Raw genomic sequence first — 24390 nt, forward strand, 5'->3', positions numbered from 1 at the left:
GGGCTGGAAAAATTTCACACGCCAATAATATCTTAATTTATGAACTTACCCTGGATAAATAAAAAGGTGGTAATATGCCAAACAAAAAACACAGTGAAAATGCCAAACATTCAGAGAATAATATTAAAAGATCTTCAATACAGACTGAACATGATGAGAGTAATATAGGCAGCACGTCGCTAGGTATGGGATTAGATTTAAATCACATGAGGGGAAATAATTCTGTTAGTTCAGACCAAATTAATGAATATACATTTTGGAAAGAGAACATTTCCGAATATTACAAATGGATGGTTGTGGTTAAAGGTCATTTAAAACAATTAGACTGGACCTTAAAATCAATGGACTCCCCTGAATCTGCCGGAAGTAATATGGCTAAAAATATAGGGACGACTGCATTAAAAACCCTATTAAATACCGGAGGCAGTATAGCCGGCGGCGCTATTGGCGGAGCCATAGGCAGTGCTATAGCACCGGGTATTGGCACTCTGGCAGGCATGGGTATTGGCGCATTAGCCGGAACAGGATTAAATTATCTTAATGACACAGCGATTGAAAAATTAAATGAGAAATTGGAAATCGCACACCCTTATCCTAAAACAAGAAACATGATATTTGATATCAATAATTACAATAAAAACCCTATCTTGAAAGCAATAAAGAAAAAGATCGGTAATAAAGACAATCTAAAAGTGACTACTGGTGGTTTAATAACGTCACAAATTGTCGGTAGAATATCCCCGGCAAAAATTCCTGCCTATAAACTTGCTGAACTGGCCATATCACACCATAAAGCATTAGCAGGATTGAACGATGATAAAGCCAGACATATATTAGATTTCACCAATAGTATCCGTGAAGTTCTCCATGAAAGCCATTCTGATGCAGTCACATTTATACGTAAAAACTATGGAGATGATGGAATGAGTCTTTCAGGGATTTCTGCTAAAATAAAGGGAGAGAAATTAACCTTAGATACATTAGCAAGGGCAAGAAATAAAATAGAAATCAGAATTAATAGCATTAATAAACAAGTATTAAAACTTTCATCAGAGAATAGAGATAGTTAATTATGCAAGGATAATGAAAACCGTTTAAAATACAAAAACATCACCATTTAACCACAAGCACTTCATCCTACCAAATCAGGGAAAATATCTGGGACGTAGCAATGCTGCACCCTATTTTCCCATTCCCAATCATAATTTATTTTTTAAATCCATCTATTTTATTATTTTTCTGATTAATCAGATTATTATTGTGACAAGATGTTTATTGAAAAATAAGACATATCTGAAAATACATTTCAATCAAAATAGCTATTTTGTGATTCACCTATTAAATACAGGCAGTTAAATAAAAAATGAAAATATACAACATTGCGCTGTAGAGTAAGACTATTGAATTAAATACAGGCTATTAATATAATTATTTACTCACAAATGTCATTCTTACTCAGAACAAGATAGGTGATAATATGGAAAACGAATCTAACAAAGATGAAAAGCAAAAAGAAAGCTCATCACAAACTGATAATTTTGAGCGTAAACTAACAATAAGTGAACGTATAAAGATGTTGAGTGAAAGAGGACTCTCCGACACCAAAAAATCCTCTTCCCAATTTGCGATGCCCTCTTCATCAAGCAGTTCTTCTGTAAATATGAATAAACCAGAGCCAAAACCAAAGCCAAAATCATTACAGGGAAAAAAACTGCCTGCTATTACAACTGCGGAAAGTTCAACATCAGCAGCTAATCAATCAACCTCTTCCACTATAGATTCTGAAACATTATTAACATCAAGCTTTAATGACATAACATCTTCAACTTTATCCGTTGGCAAACATGAATTAGAACTGACAGATCAAAAAGATGTCATTATTTTTAGAGGGGATAATCGGGATCCTGAAAAAATTGTAGCCGCAGGTGGATTTTATCCATGGTCAAAAAAGCATGTTACCGAGATTAAGAGCGCATTGACGGATGCATTTATTAGCGATGGGCCATCAGCGCATATGGTAGGACATGTCAGGAGTCCAAATCAGAACTACGTATCCACAGGAATAAATACAGATTGTGGTGGATATGGGGGACACGCTGCCTACCTGTACAAGATGGAAATTCCTGGACTAAGACCGCAGGAGATGAGTAGAGAAACTATTGGTCAGGAAATCAGACAAGATAAAAGAGGAATTAATTATCCCGAATTTTTGATGAGCCATCAAACTCTTCAACAATCAGAATTCGTCGCAATGATGCCCGCGCGTACGGAAGAGCTGACATTTATTACCCCTATTCCCCTAGGTTATATCACTTCATATAAAAAGAAAGGCACAAACACCTGGCATAAAATGCCTGGTCCAAAGGAATAAAAGAGATTAACTCGTCTTTATATGTCGTATTTCGTATAATATTTTTTCGTATTAATAATACCCAACCAATGGGTAGCCAATAATAATACAACATCAAGCCAGACCAAATAATTTTGCGCCACCTGTGGCGCACTCTCGCATAAAACTCATCCCCTTGTACTCCAATAATAATTTTCACCTATTCCGTTAATAATCATTGGCGTGATTAAGTTTTTTATGATTATTAATTTGTCATCAAAACCATTCCACCATGACAATAAAACACGCCATGAACATACAATATTATTAAAAATTAAATATCACAGATGTAATTTATCTCCTTGTTTATAGAAACCATAGGAAAATGTTGACACATAAAATTATTAACACCTACTACATTAATTAAAAATCACCATTATCATTAATTGATATTCCTCATAAGAATTCATTCTCTATAATCATTTTGTTTTATCAAAGGTGATCTAAATAATCATTGAATAATTTTCCAAATACGAATAACAACCTATCTAAACCAGGTTGTTGCGGTAGCTATACCCAATAGTCAAGTACTAGGAAAAACAAAATAATAGACGTTTTTCTTATATTTCAAATGTAAATAATAAAGGAAAAAACCATGGCTACAACTCCAGAACAAATCGCGGTTGACTATCCCATTCCTACTTATCGGTTTGTTGTCTCAGTTGGTGACGAGCAAATCCCCTTTAACAACGTTTCCGGGCTAGATATTTCTCATGAAGTTATCGAATATAAAGATGGCACCGGTAATTACTACAAAATGCCGGGCCAACGTCAATCAATCAATATCACCCTGCGTAAAGGGGTATTCCCTGGCGACACTAAACTTTTTGACTGGATTAACTCTATTCAACTTAATCAGGTTGAGAAGAAAGATATTGCAATTAGCCTGACCAATGAAGCCGGCACCGAAATTTTAATGACCTGGAATGTGGCAAATGCTTTCCCAACGTCATTCACCTCCCCCTCTTTTGATGCCACCAGCAATGATATTGCCGTTCAGGAAATCACGTTGACCGCAGATCGCGTCACCATTCAGGCTGCTTAATACATCCACAATAACAAGCCATCCCGGTGTTTATATTGAAAAGATAATCGCCTGACACGTTCAATCGCCAATGCACCAACAAATAATGATCAACATGGGCATGGCTCATCGGTCCAACTGAATTCATCATCATTCAGTTCATGCAAAATATCGCACTATAACTTGGAGGCAATATGCCAATAACCCCAACTTATCCCGGCGTTTATATTGAAGAGGACGCCTCTCCGGCCCTCTCTGTTCGTTCGGGTGCAACGGCGGTGCCTGTTTTTGCCGTCGCAAATGACAATTCATTAATACCCGACAATTCCAATGTTCGTATTAGTAGCTGGTTGGAATATTTAACGCTAAAAGGTGGGCCATTCGATCCCGCTAATAAGCTTGATGTCGCACTGCGCGCCTATTTTATTAACGGCGGTGGGTATGGCTATCTTATCAAAACTGCAAATTTAGAAAGTCAGGTCCCAAAGCTTGACGATGTGACACTACTGGTTGCTGCCGGAGAAGACATTACAACCGCCGTTGGAACACTCTGTCAATTAGGCAAAGGATTATTCGCCATTTTTGATGGCCCAATAACTCAAATAACCTCGGGCCTAAAACCAGACGATGTACTTAAGCCTTATCCAGCAACTCAATATGGTGCGGTTTATTATCCCTGGCTGACCGCTGCATGGGGAAAAAATAAAGCCAGTATTGATATTCCGCCCAGCGCCGTGATGGCCGGTATTTATGCCAGTGTCGATAACAGCCGGGGTGTTTGGCAAGCTCCCGCTAATGTCCCTATTCAGGGAGGATTACAACCTAAATACCCGATGACTGACGACCTGCAAGGGAAATATAACCAAGGTAAGGCGCTGAATATGATCCGTACCTTTCCCAGGAGCGGTACGCTGGTCTGGGGAGCCAGAACCCTTGATGACAGCGATAACTGGCGTTATATCCCGGTTCGCCGCCTATTCAACAGCGCAGAGCGGGACATTAAAAACGCCATGAGTTTTGCGATGTTTGAGCCCAACAGCCAACCGACCTGGAAAGCCGTGCAACGGGCTATCGATAACTACCTCTATGCCCTCTGGCAACAAGGCGGGTTAATGGGCAACAAAGCCGAACAGGCTTACTTTGTTCAAATTGGTAAAGGCATCACCATGACCGATGACGATATCAAACAAGGCAAAATGATCGTCAAAATCGGGATGGCGGCTGTCCGTCCCGCCGAATTTATTATCTTGCAGTTCACGCAGAATATCGCTCAATAATGGGAGGCAACATGCCAACAACACCGACTTATCCGGGCGTCTATATTGAAGAAGATGCGTCATTATCGCTCTCTGTTAGTCATGGGAACACCGCTATACCCGTTTTTATTGGCCGTTTCTTGCCTAAAAAGACCAACGCAACCCCGCAAGCGGTACGGGTTAGTAACTGGCTGGATTTTACTAATCAATTTAATTTAGGTTGTATTACGTCAATCGCTATTACATCGACAAAACCAACTCCACCATCTCCCCCTCCGCTTTCCGAGAACGTTGAAGGCGATACAGCAACTGCCGATATTGCTCTTGACGCAGACAATACAAACACAGATTACACTTACGCTATAAATACAGTGACCTCAACAACAAGCAACGATGCGCTAAAACTCTATTTCCAAAATGGCGGCGGACCTTGTTATATCCTGCCCATTGCCGATTCAGCAGATGCGAAAACTACGGCGTTAATTCCAGAGCTAATTGAGCAAGCTTTGGAGATTACGTTAATCGTCTGCCCTGAACAGGATCCTTCCTACCAGAGCGCGATATACAATAGCCTGACATCCGCATTATTGAATACCGGCTATTTCCTTATCGCTGACAGCCAAGATAAAACAAGCGCACCTAGCGTTAACGTGCAATCACAAACCGCGACTTATTATCCGGCGGTTAAAATTTCACACCCTATTCAAGCGGAAGAGGAAGATAGCCTAATCACAGTTTCAGGTTATGAAGATGCAAAAACAAAACCCGATGAAGTCAAAAATCTGGCGCAACTCAAAGAGAAAAACTTGGATGTCTACAAAAAAGCTGTCCAAGCAATACAGGACAAAACAAAATCCAACAGCGTCATTCCTGCCAGTGCTGTCATGGCGGGAGTTTATTGCGCTACTGACACTAGCCGTGGTGTCTGGAAAGCACCGGCAAATGTTGTACTTAGCGGGATAAGTGATATCACCGAACGGCTCACTGACGATGAGCAAGGTACCATGAACCAAAAAGGTATCAATGCCATCCGCTATTTCACCAACAAAGGTTTTGTCGTGTGGGGCGCACGCACTCTGCAAAATGATGACAACTGGCGCTACATTCCAGTTCGGCGTCTATTTAACAGCGCAGAGCGGGACATCAAGCAAGCAATGCAATCCGTCGTCTTTGAACCCAATAGCCAACCCACCTGGAAACGGGTGAAATCAGCCATTGACAACTATCTCTACGCCCTCTGGCAACAAGGGGCATTAGCGGGCAATAAACCGCAGGAAGCCTATTTTGTCCAGATTGGTAAAGGTATCACCATGTCCGACGACGACATTAAACAAGGGAAAATGATTGTCAAAGTGGGGATGGCGGCGGTACGTCCAGCTGAGTTTATTATCCTTCAGTTTTCACAAAATGTAGCACAGTAACCGCACTGAGACGCGGTTAAACACCGCGTCTATTCAGTCGTAAAGGAGACGATAATGGAGATAAAACAGCCGGGCGTCACCGTCACCGAAAACCTGATATCCCCAGAACAGGATGACGCATTCATCGGTATACCGGTTTTTATTGGTTATACCTCATCACTGGTCAATAAAACGGCTATCAAGCTTAACAGTTTGGCCGATTTTACCCGGTCATTTCCTGCGTCAGGATTAATGTACTATTCCGTACGCCACTTCTTTGAAAATGGCGGCCAACAAGCTTATGTGCTATCACTGGGTACGGAAAAACAATTAAGCGATTTTCCGTCATTGATCACCGCACTGCAACAAGAGTGGCTGACACAAACGATTTCCGCAGAGAACGACATTACTCTGATTATCACCCCAGATGCTATTCGCTTTAATCAGACAGAGGTTTTCTACACTCAAAGAGATCTTTGGTTACAATTTTGGCAATCGGCGCTCAATCTTTGCAAGAGCCGACGCGGTATCATGGGATTATTGGATGCCCCAGATAATCCCACATTAGCCGCTGAGTGTTTAAAACAGTTTTCTTCCACTGCTCGACAATGGGGCGCGGTATACTGGCCACAGCTAAAAAGCGCCTATTCCGATAATGCGCAAAACCCTATCATGCTTTCACCCACCGCCGCAGTAGCTGCCGTCATCCAGCGTAACGATAACCAACAAGGCGTATGGACCGCTCCAGCCAACATTGCCTTAGCCAAAGTAATTAGCCCGGTACGCTCTTATATTGAAGCGAATGCACTCTTCAACCCAGATGGCGCTTCACTGAATCTGGTGCGCAGCTTTCCCGGTAAAGGTATCAGGATCTGGGGATGCCGAACATTGGAAAATACCCCCGGTTCCCTTTGGCGCTATATCCAGATCCGCCGTCTGGTTTCCTATATCGAAGCGCATATGAGCCAACTGGGCCGTGCCTTTGTCTTTGAACCCAATAACGCCATCACCTGGATGAAGTTTAAAGGACAAGCTTATAACTGGCTGCGTCAGTTATGGTTAAACGGCGGGCTACGAGGCACCCAAGAAGATCAGGCGTTCAAGGTGTTATTGGGTGTGGGTGAATCAATGAGTGAAGCCGATATACGGGCAGGAAAAATGATCATGAAAATCAGCCTCGCAGTCTTAACTCCGGCAGAATTTATTGAGCTAAACCTGACATTTGATACCCGTACCACCCGCTAAGTTAAACAGAGGCAACATATGAACAACCTCTACACCCCGGCAGTGTCACACCGTTTTATCGCCAGTTTTCTTTTTAACAACATTCCCAGTCCACTGGATATCGCCTTTCAACGGATATCGGGCCTGAGCCGTGAGTTACAAACTAGCCAACACAGCCAAGGCGGGGAAAACGCCAGAAATACCTGGCTGGCCGAAAAAATCCAACATGGCAGTCTGATGTTGGAGCGTGGCGTGATGACGGTGACACCACTCACGCTGATGTTTGATCGTGTCCTGCGTGGTGAAAAAGCGGTCTATGCCGATGTCGTGATTATGTTACTGAATGAAAATTCGTTACCCGTGGCAAGTTGGACATTAAGCAACGCGCTACCAGTACGCTGGTCCACCGGCGACTTTGACGCCAATAGCAATACTGTTTTGGTGAATTCACTGGAGTTGCGTTATCAAGATATGCGCTGGTTAGGAGTAAAAGTATGACCGTCGAAATTAAGGAGCTGATTATTCGAGCTAAAGTGACTGATTCCGAGAGTAATCCCATCACATCACAGACATTAGCCCAAGAGACGCTAGATAACGCCCGTCTGATCGAGATTATCAAACGGGAAGTGTTAGAGGCATTGCGTGAAACAGGAGGCTATTATGAGCTTAATTGAACGCAGCCTGTCCAAGCTCACCCTTACCGCCTTTAAAGACCGGGAAGGGAAAATCTCCGTAGGCAGCTTACAGGCAATGTATAACCCTGATGGGATTCAGCTCGATTATCAAACCCACTACCAACAGGATGAAAGCGTTAACAATGCCAGCCAAAGCAGCCGCTATGTGCTATCACAACCCGCCGGTTTGACGTTAGTCCTGCTATTTGACGCGACCATGCCGGGCAACAACATCCCGGTAGAAACCCAACTAGCAACCTTGAAAGCTTTGTGTACGGTGGATGCCAGCACCAACGTGCCCCACTTCCTCAAAATCAAATGGGGCAAAATGCGTTGGGAAAACAAAGGTTATTTCGCCTGCCGGGCTAGTGATCTCACCATCAATTACACCCTATTTGACCGGGACGCTACTCCACTGCGAGCCAGCGCCACTTTATCGCTGATCGCGGACGAAAGCTTTGTTATTCAAGCCACTGAACAGCAGTTAAAATCACCGCCGATCACCGCAGTCAGCGTGACCGATATGCTCTCTCTGCCGTTAATCGCCTTAGGTGCCGGAGCTTCTCTGGCAGGCGGCATTGATTACCTCACCCTCGCTTGGCAAAACAATCTGGATAATCTTGATGATTTCACCCCGGGGCAAACACTACAGGCACAGGGGGATGCATGAAGATACCGGCGATAGACCTTAAAATAGCGGGAAAAACCCTCAGCCAGTTTTCTGTGATGAGTCTGACCGTAAACCACCAAATCAACGGTATCCCCACAGCCAATATCACTCTTAGCGTAGCCGGTGACGCCAACGCGATTTTTGCCGCTAAATCTCAAGCTGAACTCACAAGCTGTCGGCCCAATCAAGAACTGATCGTGCAACTGCAAAAAACCGTGTTGTTTAAGGGGATCATTGTTCGGCTGGCGCTTAAGTTCAAAGGTCAGGACAGTCTGGTTACCCTAACGGCGAAACATCCACTGCAAAAACTCACTGACAATTTCCATTCACAGTTATTCAGTCAACAAAGTGATGAAGCCATTATCAGAAAACTATTCAGTCAAGCAGGTATACCTGTCACGATAAAACAGGCACCTCAGCTTAAAACTGAACATGAGCAAATGGTCCAGTTTCGCTGCCATGACTGGAAATTCTTAAAAAACCGGCTGGTCGCCACCAATATCTGGTTATTACCCGGTAACGAGACGGTCACGCTAGTGACGCCAGAATCACTTAATCAATCGACCGTGCACACAATTAAACAACGTGCCGGTGATCAAGACATTGTGCTGTTTGAGGCAGATCTGCAATGGGATAACCGGCACAGCCCCAAAATGGTGAGCATACAATCCTGGGATATCGCCCAACAAAAACTATCTCAGGCCACTCAGGCAAAAAACAGTCGGCTTGGCAGTGGTCAACTCTCGCCAGACAGTTTGGCAACCTTATCCGATCAGACATGGCAATGGGTTTTTAGCTATCCGCAAGATAATGAACAAGCCAAATACCTTGCGCAAGGCATCCTGAATAACCTGCGAAGTGATAACGTCTCCGGCAATGTTGAAGTCGCAGGGGATAACCGCTATCAACCAGGCGATCTGCTGGCACTAAATGGCTTTGGTCAAGGAATAGATGGTAAAGGTGTTATCACCGGCGTCAGTCAGACCATCAATCAGCGGCAAGGCTGGCGCACCCGGCTAATTCTGGGCCTGTTGCCGGAGACAGAACCGGCGATCCCGCAAGTTAAAGAGCTGCATGTGGGGATTGTGGAAAAATACCAACAGGACAAGCAGTCACTGGACCGAATTCCGGTCAGGATACCGGCGTTAAACTTAACCAACAGTGTACTCTTTGCCCGACTAGGTAAACCTTATGCCAGTCATGAAAGCGGGTTCTGTTTCTACCCGGAACCGGGGGATGAGGTGATTATCGGTTTCTTTGAATGCGATCCGCGCTTCCCGGTGATATTAGGCGCTATGCACAACCCAAAAAATAAAGCGCCAATAGAACCCAGTGAAAAAAATCCAATAAAAACCCTGGTCATTAAACAAGGGGATAATCAACAAGCATTAGTGTTCAATCATCAAGACAAAATTACCGCCCTTAATAGCGGAAAACATTCATTATCACTGCAACAGGATAAAGATATCACGCTAGATTCGGCGAAAAATCTGATCACCAAAGCCCAAGAAATTAACCTACAGGCGGAAAAATCCTTGTCAGCCACTGGAAAGTCCGGCGTCGATATTAAAGGTGCGAAAATTAACTTAACACAATAATAGGACAGCAAAATGACAGACAACATATTAGCCGATATTTATGGCCGGGGTTGGGCTTTTCCGCCACAGTTTTTTATCCAAGAGAATATACAGTCAAAAATACCCACCGGTGTCCAAATGGCAGCAGGTGCGGAAAATGTTCGCCAAAGCATGAAAATTCTCTTTCTCACTGAACCCGGCGAAAGAATTATGCGTGAAGATTACGGTTGTGGCCTGAATGATTATCTGTTTGCCAATATCAATGATGCACTGATAGCAGAAATCCAAACTCGAATTGAAGAACGCGTACTGCGTTATGAACCGCGCGCGGAAATCACGGTGATTCAGGTCAATCAGAGAACGGACTTGCCAAATACCCTACATGTTCAAGTGACTTACGCCCTGAGAGGCAGCGAAATCAACCAACAAATTGATGGCATCCTTGAAGTCAGCGAAGGCCAGGTGTGGGTGAATCTATGAGTAAACAACTCGTGGTGGATGGTGACAATCTGCTATTTGAACCGCTATTCGGCAACCGGCAAGTCACCCTTCTGGGACCGGCAACCATTAGAGGCAGCGGGCACGCCCAGATCCAAGGCAAAAAGATCGCCATAGTGGGTGACGAAAAAAAGGTCCAGTTTCAGGCGCAATATATTACCCCTAGCCACCCGATACCCGGCATGGGGATGATCACCATTGCTCAATTGGATGCCAGCCAGCAGGCAAACTTTTGTCGCAGCACCGCCACGGTGATCGTGGTCGGGCAGCAATTTACCGCCCGTTTCACCCCGACACAACCGGCGAATAATCCATCGAGTGGCCCGGATGTGACAACGCCGAGTATGGGAAAAGGTCGTTTTATTGCCAGCCAATATATCGTCAGTGCCGGATAAATCCTCCCTTCAACCTTATTTCTAAATAACTATATTTCTAAATAACTATGATCTCCTGAGAATTGATCAGGGATATATTCAAATAATAGGTGGTGTAAATATGGGACAGGCCGAGTTAGATAATAAACTCTCTGCTATTGTGTCAAATACTGCTTTTAAACTTGATGAAAGAAGCACGCTGGATATTTTAAACTGGCTTAAAAAATACTCCGCAATCATCCCTTTCGATCAAGATAAAAAACAGTTCTGGGACAGTTTTTACTTTATTCAGAAAAATAGTCCTCAGCAATTAGCTAGTATTTACCAACAAGTTAATCAAGCCAATGGCCTTTTACCGCCACATCAGGCTTTTATATTGGCTTTTTTAAAACTATTAGAAACAACCAAACGCTTATTAAACACCTTCCCGGCACGACACCGTGATCTTTATTATCGAGAATTACTGGGACTGAACCCCAAAAATGCCCAGGCTGATAGCGTTGCTATCAGCGTTACCCTGAATACAGATAACGCGGAATTTCTGGTAGCACAAGGCACCCTGTTTGATGCCGGGCAAGATAGCGCCGGCAATTCGTTACAGTATGCGTCAGACGCGGATTTATTGGCGAATCAAGGGGCGCTGACCGACCTGCGTTGGTATCGGAAAGATGGCAACAATGGCTGGCAATCGGCAATACCTTTTAATCTTTCGGATAACATTGCATTACCTGAAAATGGTATCCGACTTTTTAGACCAACAGCTAATGACGTGTCGGTTCTATCCGGTTATCTGATTACCTCCTCTTTATTTGCTATGTCCGCCGGAGAACGCCATATCACATTGACGCTGGAAAACGATTGGGAAGGTCAAGCTGAACATCTCACCGCCAAAATTAGTGCAGAAGATCACTGGTTATCGTTGTCGGTAAAACTTATCGACAAAAAGAACATTGAACTTGGATTATCATCCACGGCTGATCCTATCAACCCGCCAGATAACCTTGATGGCATGACATTCGACGTACCGGTATTAAAATTAGGCACGACTCAGAAACCCATACTGCCCAAAATTACCGGTATTGAAATCAATATCAACGGCAACCGCAGTGTGCACTATGCCTCTGATGGCGGAACTGAACAAACAGATAAAACCAGTTTCCCCTTTGGTCAATATCCATCGTTGGGTTCCGGCTTTAATCTGGTTGCCCCTGAATGGTATGGTTCTGAAAACGCGACGCTTACCCTGATTCCGCAATGGGTTGGCTTGCCCACAAAGAGTTTTAAAGCGTGGTATAAAGGGTACACCCCTGAACCGGATAATAGCGCGTTTAAAGTCCAGGGCTATTTAGTCACGCCTCAGGAAAGAAAGAAACTCACTGAAACCCCATCGTTATTTGGCGGAACCGATGCACCACAAGGGCAAAGCCTGACATTTACCTTACCGGCAATGGATTATCCTGTTGCAGACAGCCCATCGCCCAATGACTGGCCTGCATCAGTGCGCATAGAATTGACGGGGCAGGATTTTATGCACACCCAATACTGGCAAGATCCAACCGGTAAAAATTTACCCTACACCCCACAAATCAGTGCATTGCAAATCGCATTCAGCGCTAAAGTAAAAACTGAGCAATACACCGTTTATCCCCTTACTCCTTTCGGTTGGGGCAACGCGAACGCTGAAACGCCTTCATTCGCTAATGACGCACTCTATTTGGGCTTCACCAATGTATCACCGGGACAAACCTTATCCCTATACTGGCAATTGGTCGGTGTTCAAGAACTTACGCTATTTTGGTCTTATCTGAATCAGCAAAACAGCTGGCAGCCATTAAATCAACGGGTTCACGATCAAACTCACAACCTGTTTGACCAGGGGATATGGAGTACGTTATTGCCACAAGACGCGTCAAATCAGGCAACCTTAATGCCGTCAGGACGATACTGGTTGAAAGCAGAGATCTCTCAACAAACCGCCCCTGAGAATTACCCCAAAATGCAAGGCATACTGTATAACGCCACCACCGCTACATTAATCAACCCAGAAACTGTTAAAAATGATCACTTTATCGATGGATTAGCCGCCGATAGCATCAAGCAAACCGTCAGCGCGTCCGTCGTCATTAGCCGTGTGAATCAACCCTGGACATCCTGGAACGGTCGTCCGAAAGAAACAGAATCCGCTTTTCTTACACGAATTCCGCCCCGGTTGTCCCATCGTAACCGTGCTTTAAGTTGGGATAATATCGTTACGCTACTGAAAGAGAATTTTATCAGCATATTTGATGTCAAATACCCTTCCGCCAATGAATTAACCAAAATCCCGGCTCCGGAAACGCAACAACTGATTGTGATCCCTAATAGCCGTTACAAAGATAACGACGATGCGCTACGCCCAATCCTGAATCCGGCCCGACTGGCGGAAATGGCCGACTGGATAAGCCAACTCAGCAGTCCCTGGACCACCCTCAAAATCAACAATCCCAGCTATGTTGACGTGCTGATCAGCTATCAACTGGTGTTTGCTACGGGGGTTAATCCCGACTATGGCCGCCATCAGTTACAGCAGGAACTCAGCCGAAAATATATGCCGTGGGCAGAAGATAGCGCTATCGGCGTCACAACCGGCAACCGCATTGATTACTACCCGTTATTAGCCACCATTCAGCAGTCACCTCTAGTGGAACGGGTCACCAACTTAACGTTGAAAAAATCGCCCCAAACCGCAGGAGCAGTCGGTGACAGTGTAGAAGCCGCTGATAATGAAGTACTGATTTTGGTTTGGTCAGAAAAGAGTTCCGCTAATAAAGGAGCAGACAATGGATAATCAGGATGCCCTGTTTCCCATCGTTAAAGACGATATCGCTTTTGAAACCTTACTCACTCAAGCCAAGACGGTAGTTGAGCAACAGTCTGGGCAACTCTGGAGCAATACAGCAGAAAATGATCCCGGTATTACCTTATTAGAAGCGGGTTGTTACGGTGCATCTGATCTAGCCTATCGCCATTCGCTGCCATTGAGGGATCTCCTCACGCCTAAAAAAGAGGAACAGACACCGGACGATGGCATTTTTCCACAGGAATTCGGCCCGCAACAAATGCTGACCTGTGGCCCAATTACCGCGGAAGATTATCGCCGCGCCTTACTGGATTTGCATAGCAGCGATAACATTAACGACAAAAGCACAGGTTATTTTTTCTTTAACGATGTACAGCTAGTTCGTGAACCTGAAAGTGAACGTTATCAGTACTGGTATAACAAACAGAAACGTGAATACAGTTTCATTCAGACGCCAGACAGCCAACAATTAACGCTGAGAGGCAATTACTGGCTTTATCTACTCCCTAGCCGGGAAACTGAGGCCGATAAGGTACTGGCACAGCAAAGTCTGGCGGCTTTCTTAAAAAACAACCGTAATCTAGGGGAATCCGTCAGTAAAATTATCTGGCTACAACCCACAGATTTCCTGTTGCAGCTTGCTATTGAACTGGATGATGATGTGAGAGATATTGCTGACATCTTCGCCAAAGTCTATATGACAACCACACAGACGGTCCTGGCAAAGCCGTTACGTTATACCACTCAAGCCATGAAAGAATTAGGCTACAGCAATGAAGAAATATTCGCGGGACCTTATTTACATCACGGCTGGATACCTGAACTACCTGCGGCCAAAGATTACACCACGGCGACAGAATTAAAGCTCAGCCATCTGGCTAATCGTTTATTGGCTATTCCCGGAATACAAAGTATTACCCAATTGGCATTAGGCAAACACGATGAAAACATTTCTCCGCTGGCGGACGATAATTGGTCCTGGACAATCGCTCAAAGATATTATCCCAGGCTATGGGGCAGTGATCCCTTAAGCTTAATTTCCTCGCCAGCAAGCCCGCTTATTATTACCGCCAAAGGTGGGGTAAAAGTCGCCGTATCTAAACAAGACATAGAAAACAAAATTATTATTGCACCATTAATTCAGACACAGCCTGAATTATTAAACTGGGGCAAACATCGTAAAGTCCTGGACTATTATCCGATCAGCAATAAATTACCCGCTTGCTATGGATTACAAACCTACGCCGAGACCCAACAACAAATACACTTGCACCAATTTATGTTGCCTTTTGAACAGATACTGGCTAACGGCTGCGCCGAACTCGCTATTTTGCCGAAACTGTTAGCCTTTAAACAACGGGGAAATGCGGTATATGGCGCACAGTGGCCTTTTAAAGACAATACTGTTGGTTATAAAGTCCATCAGCAAATCATGCCTGATTTAATCAAACAGCTAAATGATGATTCCCAAATCAATAATGATGACGGAATCCATCGGCAAAATTATGCAAAAGAATTATCAATCCTGAATGACTTATTGGAATATTTTGGCACTCATCGCGCGGCCAGACCACTCACTCTGGATTCATTAGATTTTCTCTCTACTCAGCGCGGTTATTTGGCTCAACAACCTGAATTGACCTACCAGCGTAATAATATTCGTATTGATAAAGTGTCAGCGCTGCAAAAACGGATTGCCGCCCGTATTGGCTTAGGTGGAGAATGCTTTAAAGACAATCCCAACTTGGCTAATTTGCCTTTTTATCTGATTGAACATCGTCAGCTATTACCGGTAAAGCCTGACAAAAAATTCGATAGTGAGCAAAAGCCCGATAATCTGGAAATAAAAAGTGAGCCCAATGCTAAAAATCATCAATTAATCATTACCCAGAAAGGAGCAGCGGATCAATTATTGCACGGGCAGGTAATTAATCTGATTATTATTGAGGACGACAGAAAATTCACATTACGGGGCCAAATGATCACCGATATTACAGGAGACGCCTTCTCTCTTAACACCCGTAATAGTACTGATCTAGAGCGTAATCTAGACCGCGTAAAAACCGCGTTTGAACAAGGTAATTTACGCTGGTGTAATAGCCCGGTATGGATGGAAGATATGGATTATCAACTGGTTTATGCCAGTGAGACATATCAAACGGGAACAGAAGACGAACGTTGGATCACCTCCAGCACCCAAAGTCCCTTCCCTGCTATGATCGAAGTAAAGGATGAAGTCACCCTGAAATATGTTGTTACCCCCGATGGACCGCCGACAGCAATATTAGCTCATAGTGATTCTCCCGCCGATTATGAACTTAAAGCACAAGTCGTAGAATTTGATCGCATTAAGGGCCGAATATTACTTAAAAAAATATCAGGCCAACAATACAACTTCCCGAAATCAGAAGACGCATGGCGCTATCATTGGTACTTTTCCAATGAAAAATACGCGTTGGCTGATCGTTTTTCATTTATAGTCAGTGTAGTGATTAATCGTCAGCTTATTGAGAATGATAAGGTCGATCCTTATAAACTGGAGGCGTGGGTAAAAACGGAGATCTTAGCTGAATTCCCAGCCCATCTTTCCATGATTTTCCACTGGCTATCACCGGAACAATTCAAGAATTTTGCTAACACTTATAAGCGTTGGCAAAATAATGGCGCGCCTCTGGGTGATGAAGCCTATAATATTTTAGAAACGCTAACGCTAGGGCGTTTACCTTCAGCAGCAACCGGTACAGGTAATATGCGAATCGCCACCGAACAGCAACGAATAGAGGTCATTGGTGAACATGGAGATCAATGGAATGAAAAGGTCATAGAAGATAATCAGTTATTATATGTACCGAAAATTCAAGCTAATATTCAACCTAAATAAAAATAGTCACAGAAATTAATATTGCACTATAAAAACAACCATCAATTTCATTACTAAATAAAATATCCTCCGATTACTCTCTTATGATCAAGAAATATTTACAGGATATTTAAAATAGAATAATTCAATATTATATATAAGGTCACTAAAATGGAAAAAGAACATAATCTGTCTACTTCGCAATCCAATACAGAAAATACCAATCCTGAATCAATAGGACCTTCATCAGATGAATTAAAGAATCGTTTTAAAGCGGGAAGTATTCCCCTACAAACTGATTATTCAGACCTGATTGATATTGCTGATATCGGTCGCCGGGCAGTGGGTAAAGCACCAGATCAGACAGATAATCCAAATTCAGGGCTGGAACTGGATAATAATCATGGACTATCGGTGAAAACTAACCCTACCGGCGGTATTTCTGTTGATTCAAGCGGCATAGCTGTTAAATGTTGGGGTAACGGTGGTATTACAGTCACTGACGGTTCTGGTCTTTATTTAAAATTAGCAGGGGGTAATTCCGGTAATGGTTGGAGTGGTGTCAGTGGATTGAGCCTAGGTTCAGACGGTGTAAAAATTAAGGCGAATAATGGCATTAATGTTGATGGTAGTGGCGTCTCTATAAAAGCTAAAGCTAATAATGCGATTGCCGTTGATAACGAAGGGATAGCTGTTAAATGTTGGGATAACGGTGGTATCACAGTCACTGACGGTTCTGGTCTTTATTTAAAATTAGCAGGGGGTAATTCCGGTAATAGTTGGAGTGGTGTCAGTGGATTGAGCTTGGGTTCAGACGGTGTAAAAGTTAAAGCCGGTAACGGTATTAACGTTGATAGTAATGGTGTCGCTGTAAAAGCCAAAGATAACACAATTAACGTTGATCCTACAGGGATATCCGTAAGACTTGGTTGGGGAATAAAAATAGGTGATGGATTAGATGTTAAGGCCGGCAATGGTATTACTGCTGATTGGAATGGTGTCTCTGTAAAATCCAAAGATAACACAATTAAAGTTGATCCCACAGGAATCTCTGTGAATCTTGGTTGGGGGGTAACAGTTGGAGGAGGATTGGATGTTAAGGCCAGCAATGGTATTCACGTTGATAGTAATGGCGTCTCTGTAAAAGCTAAGGCTGGTAGTGGTATTAAAGTAGACAGTGATGGCGTAAGCATTGATATACAATCAATTGCATCAGCACTCTCAGACCTAATTATCCCACCAGGAACAATTGTGCCATTTTATAGTAATGGTAGTTTACCTAATGGTTGGGCATGGTGTGATGGGAACAATGGCACTCCTAATTTGAATAAACAAAAAAGTGATAATATTTTTATAACTTCAGGTGGGTCAGAAAGAGATACAAATTATTGGAATTTAGATGTTGGAAGTCATTTAAGAATAGATGTATTTTTCATGAAATATATCATGAAAATGTAAACCAATTAATTATGGCACCATATTTTATACGTATATTTACTAATATTCATTAGTTAAAAAGGAAATATTAATATGACTTGGGAGCCAAATCTGTTAAACCGGATTATCATTACTATTGAGGCTAATAATCAACAGGTGGCTAAAAAAGTATTACATGGCTCCCTGCTTAATCAAACTGATATCAATAAGTTATTTAACACATTCTTTACTCAACATCCCATTAATCAGGATATCTATTTAGAAACATTAACTCTGGATCTTGGTGAAATAAATCCACATAATTTCAATTCACTATTCCCTATAAAGCTTAATACTGCGCTAAATAAAGCATTAAGCCAATATCAAATTAATCATCAGGAGAAAAAAACATCCCTAATAGAATCAAAATCGCAAAAAATAACCAACAAACCCTCTTTATTATATGTCAACAATTCAATTAATGTTGAAGATTTCATTCATTATTTAAATCAGAAAAATTCCGTATTAAACTCAATAGCGGTGATAGATAATCATAAAAATATTGATATCAATATTCAGCAACTAATTAATCAATTAGCTGTAATAGAAGATAAATGGGTTTTGTTATTAGCAAAAAGCTGTTTATCTGAACCAAACCTACAACGGTTATTAGCGCTTAAGCAACCCGATTTATTAAGCGCTGTTAACCACAGACTATCCGAAGGAATAAACAAACCACAATATCCGGGGGAGCCTATCTCCCCCGGAAAACTGATACTCAATGCGTTGCAATATATACAGCTAAATCATACACAGGAGATACCTGAACTGGATGCGAAAGTGCTATCACATATCACCACTGAATTAGATAACGGTACAATTAATGCAGCATCTATTATTACGTTATTTCGCCAGATTATCACTCACAATATTCCATTAAATAGTTGGTTAAAAAAATTCGGGCAAACTATTACTGTTGAAAAATTCAGTAAAAAATATCTATCAGCTAAAGAATATCAATATTTATCTGAGCATTCTATTTCAAATCATATGAATAAAGATACACTCAGTGAAAAATTAATTGCTACTAATCATGACAGCATCAACACTCAGGAAAATCAATATTTACCTGAGCATTATTTTTCAAATCATACGGATAAAGATATACTCGATAAAAAATTAATTGCTACTAATCATGACAGCATCAATACTCAGGAAAATCAATATTTACCTGAACATTATTTTTCAAATCATACGGATAAAGATATACTCGATAAAAAATTAATTGCTAATAATCATGACAGCATCAATATTCAGGAAGAGCAATATTTACCTGAACATTTTATTTCAGACCATGCAGATAAAGATAAATCCAGCAAGAAATTAGCCGTAACTCATGTTGATATTAAAAATGTTCATAGATATAAATATTCAACAAATCAGGAGGTAATATCAGAAAACCATAAAACATTACCAACATCGAATAACTCGCATATTACAGGAAGTAACTCTAACCAATTACATAATATCAATAAAACACATTCTGAATACGCTTTATTGCCTAAACAACCTCTTCTATATCAGATAAATAATGCTGGAGCATTAGTTTTATGGCCGATGCTGCCTGCATTATTTAATCAATTCGGCTTACTTGATAATAAAATATTTATTCATCGTCAAGCCCAATTCAGTGCGGTTAATTTCCTTAACTATCTGATTTGGGGAAACGAAGAAATACAGACAGAACGAAATATATTGAATAACGTTCTGTGCGGATTAATGGCTGATGAAATTATTGAAATAATCTCTGTTGAACCAGAAAAGCAGTTGATCATAGATCAATGGTTAGACGCTATTATCAGCCAACTTCCTGGCTGGAAAAAATTAAGCCGCAATGATGCTCGCCAACTATTTTTACAACGATCGGGGGAATTGCTGATAAACGAACAGGAAATCAAAATCACGGTACAACATCAACCGTTTGATATGTTGTTAGCCAATTGGCCGTGGCCATTAAATATCGCCAAACTGCCCTGGCTGAATCGCCCTTTACGCATTGACTGGCAAAACATCTAAAAGGTTTATATGAACTATCTACTGACAAATAACCACTATAGCATGGCTGAATTACGCTGGATTTATCCCCATCTGGAACGTATCGATCTGCTATTACAGCACTATTATTATCAAAACGGAGATCAGTACGATTCATTACCAGAAAGTTTTTTACTGACCGAAGATGAAGTAGAACAATGTTTAATATCACCACAGGGTATTCCTCATTGGCTAGATAATGTAAATGATGCTATTCGCTATCCGGAAATCGAGGAAAGCCCTGGCCTTGATGCATTATCATTATTGGTCGAACGTTTTGAACTGACTGAATTTGAGCGTGATGTTTTATTATTAGGTTTATTACCCCATTTCGATAGCCGTTATCATGCGTTATTTGCCGCTCTAAATGGTAACAGTAAAAAACAGTGGCCCAGTTTCGCGCTAGCGATTGAATTATTCAGCCAATGTCAAAGTGATCGACAATTACTGCAAAATAGTTTTCTGCCACAAACACCGTTAATTAGTAACCAACTATTACGGCTCAATAACCACGAAGAATCTATTTGGCTACAGACACAATTCTTAACTCACAACGCAGTATGGCACTTTCTATCGGGACAGCGAGTTATCCTACCGCCATTAATAACCTGTACTAACTGGCGTATTCCAGCCTCACATAATTGGTATCCGCAAACTCTTTATTCTTCTCTTGAAAAGGTATTGTTGAATGACACCGATGAAATACGCCCATTAGTCATACTCAGAGGAAGACAGGACAGCGCCAGAGCATTAGCGGTCAGCAATATTATGGCATCTCATGGTATTCATACCTTAGTCCTAGATTTAGCCCACCTGCCCGACGAAGAAAATAGTGTCACAATATCCATACTAACGGGTGCAATACGGGAAATTCGGTTACACGATGCTTGTTTACTCATCCGTAATTTTTCTTTGCTTGTAGAGGAAAAAAAAAGATTACATCATGAATTACCTGTTTTACTGAACCAGCCGAAATTAAAAATAATTTGCCTGACAGAACCGGGAGATGCATTAGTCTGGCTTAAACATTTACCAATGGTGCAAATTGATATGCCAGTAGCAACTTTAGCAGAGAGAAAAACAATGCTAAAAGCAAGTTTACCGGCAAATGTCACCCAAGACATCAATATTACTCAGCTCTGTCAACGCTTCTCCTTTACCGCGGAAACATTACCGCTCATTCTTGAAGAAGCGCATCAATATCAAATGATTCGGCAACCAGAAGATCAAATAAAAGAAATAGATCTGCGTAAGGCATTAAGTTTTCGCGCTCAACAGAATTTCGGTAAATTAGCCCAACGAATCACCCCAAAACGCAATTTTAATGATTTAGTGGTTTCAGATATATTGGCGCAACAGTTAAAAGAAATTATCACCGCCATTCATTACCGTGACCAAATTCTAAGCGCTGGATTTCAGGAAAAAATCAGCTACGGTACCGGCATTAGCGCGTTATTTTACGGAGAATCGGGTACCGGTAAAACCATGGCCGCTGAGGTAATTGCCGGTCATCTTGGCGTTGATTTAATTAAAGTTGATCTCTCTACCGTGGTGAATAAATACATTGGTGAAACAGAAAAAAATATCTCTCGTATTTTCGATCTGGCCGAAGCGGATTCCGGCGTGCTATTTTTCGATGAAGCGGATGCTTTATTTGGTAAACGCAGTGAAACCAAAGACGCCCAAGATAGACACGCCAATATTGAAGTTTCCTACCTACTACAACGACTAGAAAATTATCCGGGATTAGTGATTTTAGCTACCAATAACCGTAGCCATTTGGACAGCGCGTTTAACCGTCGCTTTACCTTTATTACCCGTTTTACTTATCCAGATGAAGCATTACGCAACAAAATGTGGCAAAAAATTTGGCCTGAACAACTGACATTATCCGACGAAATTGATTTTGAACATCTGGCTAAACGGTCTGATTTAACCGGAGCAAACATCAGAAATATTGCTCTATTATCATCCATATTAGCCGCAGATGATAATATCGGACAGATTGAAAATAAACATATAGAACGAGCCGTGATACTTGAATTAAATAAAACCGGCCGATTAGCATTTTAAAAATTAAGTAGAATTGGAGTCAACATGACAACTATAATTGCTTCTGACAACGCGATTATCGATATTAATAAAGCATTAAACGATATTCTAATTAAATATTTAAACATTCCTGGTCAGAATATTGATATCCGCTTTGATCTACCAGAAATTAATTCTATTCAATCAGAACCAACAGTCAGCGTATTTCTTTACGATATACACGAAGATCTGCAATTACGCTCTGCTGAAACAAGACGTTATAACCCGCTAACCAGTACATTATTACCGGGATGGTTCAACATCAATTGTAACTATTTAATCACTTACTGGGATGCCAATAAACCGTCCAGCGACAGCGCCAGCCCGGACAGCCAGCCGGATAATCAGGCGGCACAAGTGATGACACGCGTTTTAAATGCATTGATTAATAATCGTCAATTAACCGGCATACCCGGTGCATATACTCGCATAATCCCACAACAGGAGAATTTGAATAGCTTAGGTAACTTTTGGCAGGCTCTTGGTAATCGCCCTCGCCTCTCTCTATTATATTCCATTACTGTACCGATGAAATTGCGAAATATTGAAGACAATGTAACCCCAGTCAGTAAAATATCCGCTTCTGTGGACCAAAAACCCAGTCTGGATAATTCACAAATAAACCAGGCTTTAATAGATAAATTATGCGTGGAATTAGGCGGCACAGAAGATGTACGTCTTGCCCTTGCTAAAGTGAATCTGACAACCGAGCCTGATACAGAAAATAATCAAAATCAAGAAAATGAAAGCGTTATTGTTGAAGTTTCCGGTATGACGAGTACAACCTATTTACCACAAATAAAAGATACGCTTGCCAAATGGAAAAACAGCCAGGCGGCTATTGTTAAGATAAACAGTGTTGGCATTGTTGTTTCTAAAGAAAATGCGGATAAGTTAATTGGGATTTAAAATTATTTTTATACTAAAATAAAAAACAATCACTCACCTAACAAATCATTATTTATTAAAATTAATCATTTTTAATATGTTTATTTCAGCTTTCCATGTTATAAAAATAGTGAAATATTAGTTTGATCCATATGCTATTCATTCATCGAATTCATTCTATTCTATAGGTAAAATAATGCAAAACTAACATAGTGAAAATGTTAAAGAAAATGGTGGAAAAACAGAAACAAAAAATGCAGAAAAATCTGCAAATATAGCAACAGACTCGCACCTGGAAGTGGGTTGTCACACCAAGCCATCTAAACTAAGAGGGAGATTATCATCCCAAAACGATAACGAAAATTCTACAGAATTAATAGATGATATTATAAAACTCCATAATGATCCCAAGGGAAACAAATTACTTTGGTATGATAATTGGGAGGATAAAATCATCGATAGAAATTCTGATGTTATACTTAAAGCAATCGATGAAAATGTTTCTCAATTCGGAGGACTTGAAGCTTATAAAGATATCGTTGGAATAAACCCTTATGATCCCATTGAACCGGTTTGCGGCTTGTCTGCACAAAATATATTTAAATTAATGACCGAAGGAGAACAGGCCGTTAATCCTGTAGAACAATTTAAAAAAGAAAAAATAAACGGCAATGAATTTTCCGAAAAACTTGATCAATTCAACGATTCGGGTAGCTATGTTGCATTAGTTAATGATCACCGATTTGGACATATGTTTCTGATTGATATTACATCAACCAGCCAAGGAATTGTAGGATATATTTATCAGTCAGATTTAGGAAATGGCGTATTACCTGCACTTAAAATAGTAGATTGGTTAAGTTCTAGAAGAAAAGAGCCCATTAATGCTCCGTTCTACTTCTGGTACATGGCGAGATGAATATATCAATCCAACGTTAGCAGAGAAAATGGCAAAACACGCCGCTGAAAAGGAAAATCATACATTTGTTGTCTCCATAGGAGATGCTCACCTAATACATATCAAAGATGTCATAAAAACCACCTATCAGGAGATAGAAGAAATTATTAATTCTTCGGATTATCATGTTATTTTAGGCTATTGTTTTAGTCGCAATG

Annotated in this window: 20 protein-coding genes; all 20 read left to right on the forward strand. The window is 41.4% G+C overall.

The genetic code is table 11. The annotated features are described in order from the left end of the window. The first annotated feature begins 74 nt into the window (after positions 1 to 74). Complete coding sequence (locus tag ACGF7G_RS11610) at positions 75 to 1070, forward strand: hypothetical protein (RefSeq protein ID WP_387465627.1); 996 nt, start codon at positions 75 to 77, stop codon at positions 1068 to 1070. Positions 1071 to 1477: 407 nt separating this feature from the next. Continuing rightward, on the forward strand, positions 1478 to 2371 hold the full coding sequence (locus ACGF7G_RS11615; RefSeq protein WP_387465629.1) for a hypothetical protein: 894 nt from the start codon (positions 1478 to 1480) through the stop codon (positions 2369 to 2371). Positions 2372 to 2984: 613 nt separating this feature from the next. Then, positions 2985 to 3434, forward strand: a complete 450-nt coding sequence (locus ACGF7G_RS11620) for a phage tail protein (RefSeq protein WP_021326062.1) — start codon at positions 2985 to 2987, stop codon at positions 3432 to 3434. Positions 3435 to 3607: 173 nt separating this feature from the next. Further along, on the forward strand, positions 3608 to 4690 hold the full coding sequence (locus ACGF7G_RS11625; protein WP_387465631.1) for a phage tail sheath family protein: 1083 nt from the start codon (positions 3608 to 3610) through the stop codon (positions 4688 to 4690). 11 nt (positions 4691 to 4701) lie between these two features. Next, positions 4702 to 6090 carry a phage tail sheath family protein gene (locus tag ACGF7G_RS11630; protein ID WP_387465633.1) on the forward strand — a complete coding sequence of 463 codons (1389 nt, stop codon included), beginning with the start codon at positions 4702 to 4704 and terminating at the stop codon, positions 6088 to 6090. Positions 6091 to 6144: 54 nt separating this feature from the next. After that, positions 6145 to 7314, forward strand: a complete 1170-nt coding sequence (locus tag ACGF7G_RS11635; protein ID WP_387465635.1) for a phage tail sheath family protein — start codon at positions 6145 to 6147, stop codon at positions 7312 to 7314. An 18-nt stretch (positions 7315 to 7332) separates the two neighbouring features. Continuing rightward, on the forward strand, positions 7333 to 7791 hold the full coding sequence (locus tag ACGF7G_RS11640) for a phage tail protein (protein ID WP_387465637.1): 459 nt from the start codon (positions 7333 to 7335) through the stop codon (positions 7789 to 7791). Continuing rightward, positions 7788 to 7967 carry a DUF5908 family protein gene (locus ACGF7G_RS11645; protein ID WP_036848631.1) on the forward strand — a complete coding sequence of 60 codons (180 nt, stop codon included), beginning with the start codon at positions 7788 to 7790 and terminating at the stop codon, positions 7965 to 7967. The genes ACGF7G_RS11640 and ACGF7G_RS11645 overlap by 4 nt, the downstream gene beginning before the upstream one ends. Continuing rightward, on the forward strand, positions 7954 to 8637 hold the full coding sequence (locus ACGF7G_RS11650; protein ID WP_036840752.1) for a hypothetical protein: 684 nt from the start codon (positions 7954 to 7956) through the stop codon (positions 8635 to 8637). The genes ACGF7G_RS11645 and ACGF7G_RS11650 overlap by 14 nt, the downstream gene beginning before the upstream one ends. After that, positions 8634 to 10235, forward strand: a complete 1602-nt coding sequence (locus ACGF7G_RS11655; RefSeq protein WP_387465640.1) for a phage baseplate assembly protein V — start codon at positions 8634 to 8636, stop codon at positions 10233 to 10235. Before ACGF7G_RS11650 ends, ACGF7G_RS11655 begins: the two co-directional genes overlap by 4 nt. A gap of 12 nt (positions 10236 to 10247) precedes the next feature. Next, positions 10248 to 10694, forward strand: a complete 447-nt coding sequence (locus ACGF7G_RS11660; RefSeq protein ID WP_387465642.1) for a GPW/gp25 family protein — start codon at positions 10248 to 10250, stop codon at positions 10692 to 10694. Continuing rightward, positions 10691 to 11107 (forward strand): hypothetical protein, encoded by a 417-nt coding sequence (locus tag ACGF7G_RS11665; protein WP_132352037.1) that lies wholly within the window; start codon positions 10691 to 10693, stop codon positions 11105 to 11107. The genes ACGF7G_RS11660 and ACGF7G_RS11665 overlap by 4 nt, the downstream gene beginning before the upstream one ends. A gap of 100 nt (positions 11108 to 11207) precedes the next feature. Beyond that, positions 11208 to 13913: a hypothetical protein gene (locus tag ACGF7G_RS11670; protein ID WP_387465644.1), complete on the forward strand. Its 2706-nt coding sequence runs from the start codon at positions 11208 to 11210 to the stop codon at positions 13911 to 13913. Continuing rightward, positions 13906 to 16806, forward strand: a complete 2901-nt coding sequence (locus ACGF7G_RS11675; RefSeq protein WP_387465646.1) for a hypothetical protein — start codon at positions 13906 to 13908, stop codon at positions 16804 to 16806. Before ACGF7G_RS11670 ends, ACGF7G_RS11675 begins: the two co-directional genes overlap by 8 nt. Positions 16807 to 16956: 150 nt before the next feature. Further along, positions 16957 to 18243: a hypothetical protein gene (locus ACGF7G_RS11680; protein WP_387465648.1), complete on the forward strand. Its 1287-nt coding sequence runs from the start codon at positions 16957 to 16959 to the stop codon at positions 18241 to 18243. 72 nt (positions 18244 to 18315) lie between these two features. Further along, complete coding sequence (locus ACGF7G_RS11685) at positions 18316 to 20277, forward strand: contractile injection system tape measure protein (protein WP_387465650.1); 1962 nt, start codon at positions 18316 to 18318, stop codon at positions 20275 to 20277. A gap of 9 nt (positions 20278 to 20286) precedes the next feature. Then, entirely contained in the window at positions 20287 to 22368 is a 2082-nt protein-coding gene (locus tag ACGF7G_RS11690) for an ATP-binding protein (RefSeq protein WP_387465652.1), read from the forward strand. Positions 22369 to 22392: 24 nt separating this feature from the next. Beyond that, the gene (locus ACGF7G_RS11695; RefSeq protein ID WP_387465654.1) at positions 22393 to 23295 is read left to right on the forward strand and encodes a DUF4255 domain-containing protein; all 903 of its coding nucleotides are present in this window, start codon (positions 22393 to 22395) and stop codon (positions 23293 to 23295) included. A gap of 277 nt (positions 23296 to 23572) precedes the next feature. Next, positions 23573 to 24193, forward strand: coding sequence for a cycle-inhibiting factor (locus ACGF7G_RS11700; RefSeq protein WP_387465656.1), 621 nt, complete (start codon positions 23573 to 23575; stop codon positions 24191 to 24193). Positions 24194 to 24221: 28 nt separating this feature from the next. Continuing rightward, positions 24222 to 24390: hypothetical protein (locus ACGF7G_RS11705; RefSeq protein ID WP_387465658.1), on the forward strand; the 169-nt coding region annotated here is incomplete at its 3' end.

Source organism: Photorhabdus sp. RM323S (genome assembly GCF_042879375.1).
In the GTDB taxonomy this organism is placed as follows: Bacteria; Pseudomonadota; Gammaproteobacteria; order Enterobacterales; family Enterobacteriaceae; genus Photorhabdus; species Photorhabdus tasmaniensis.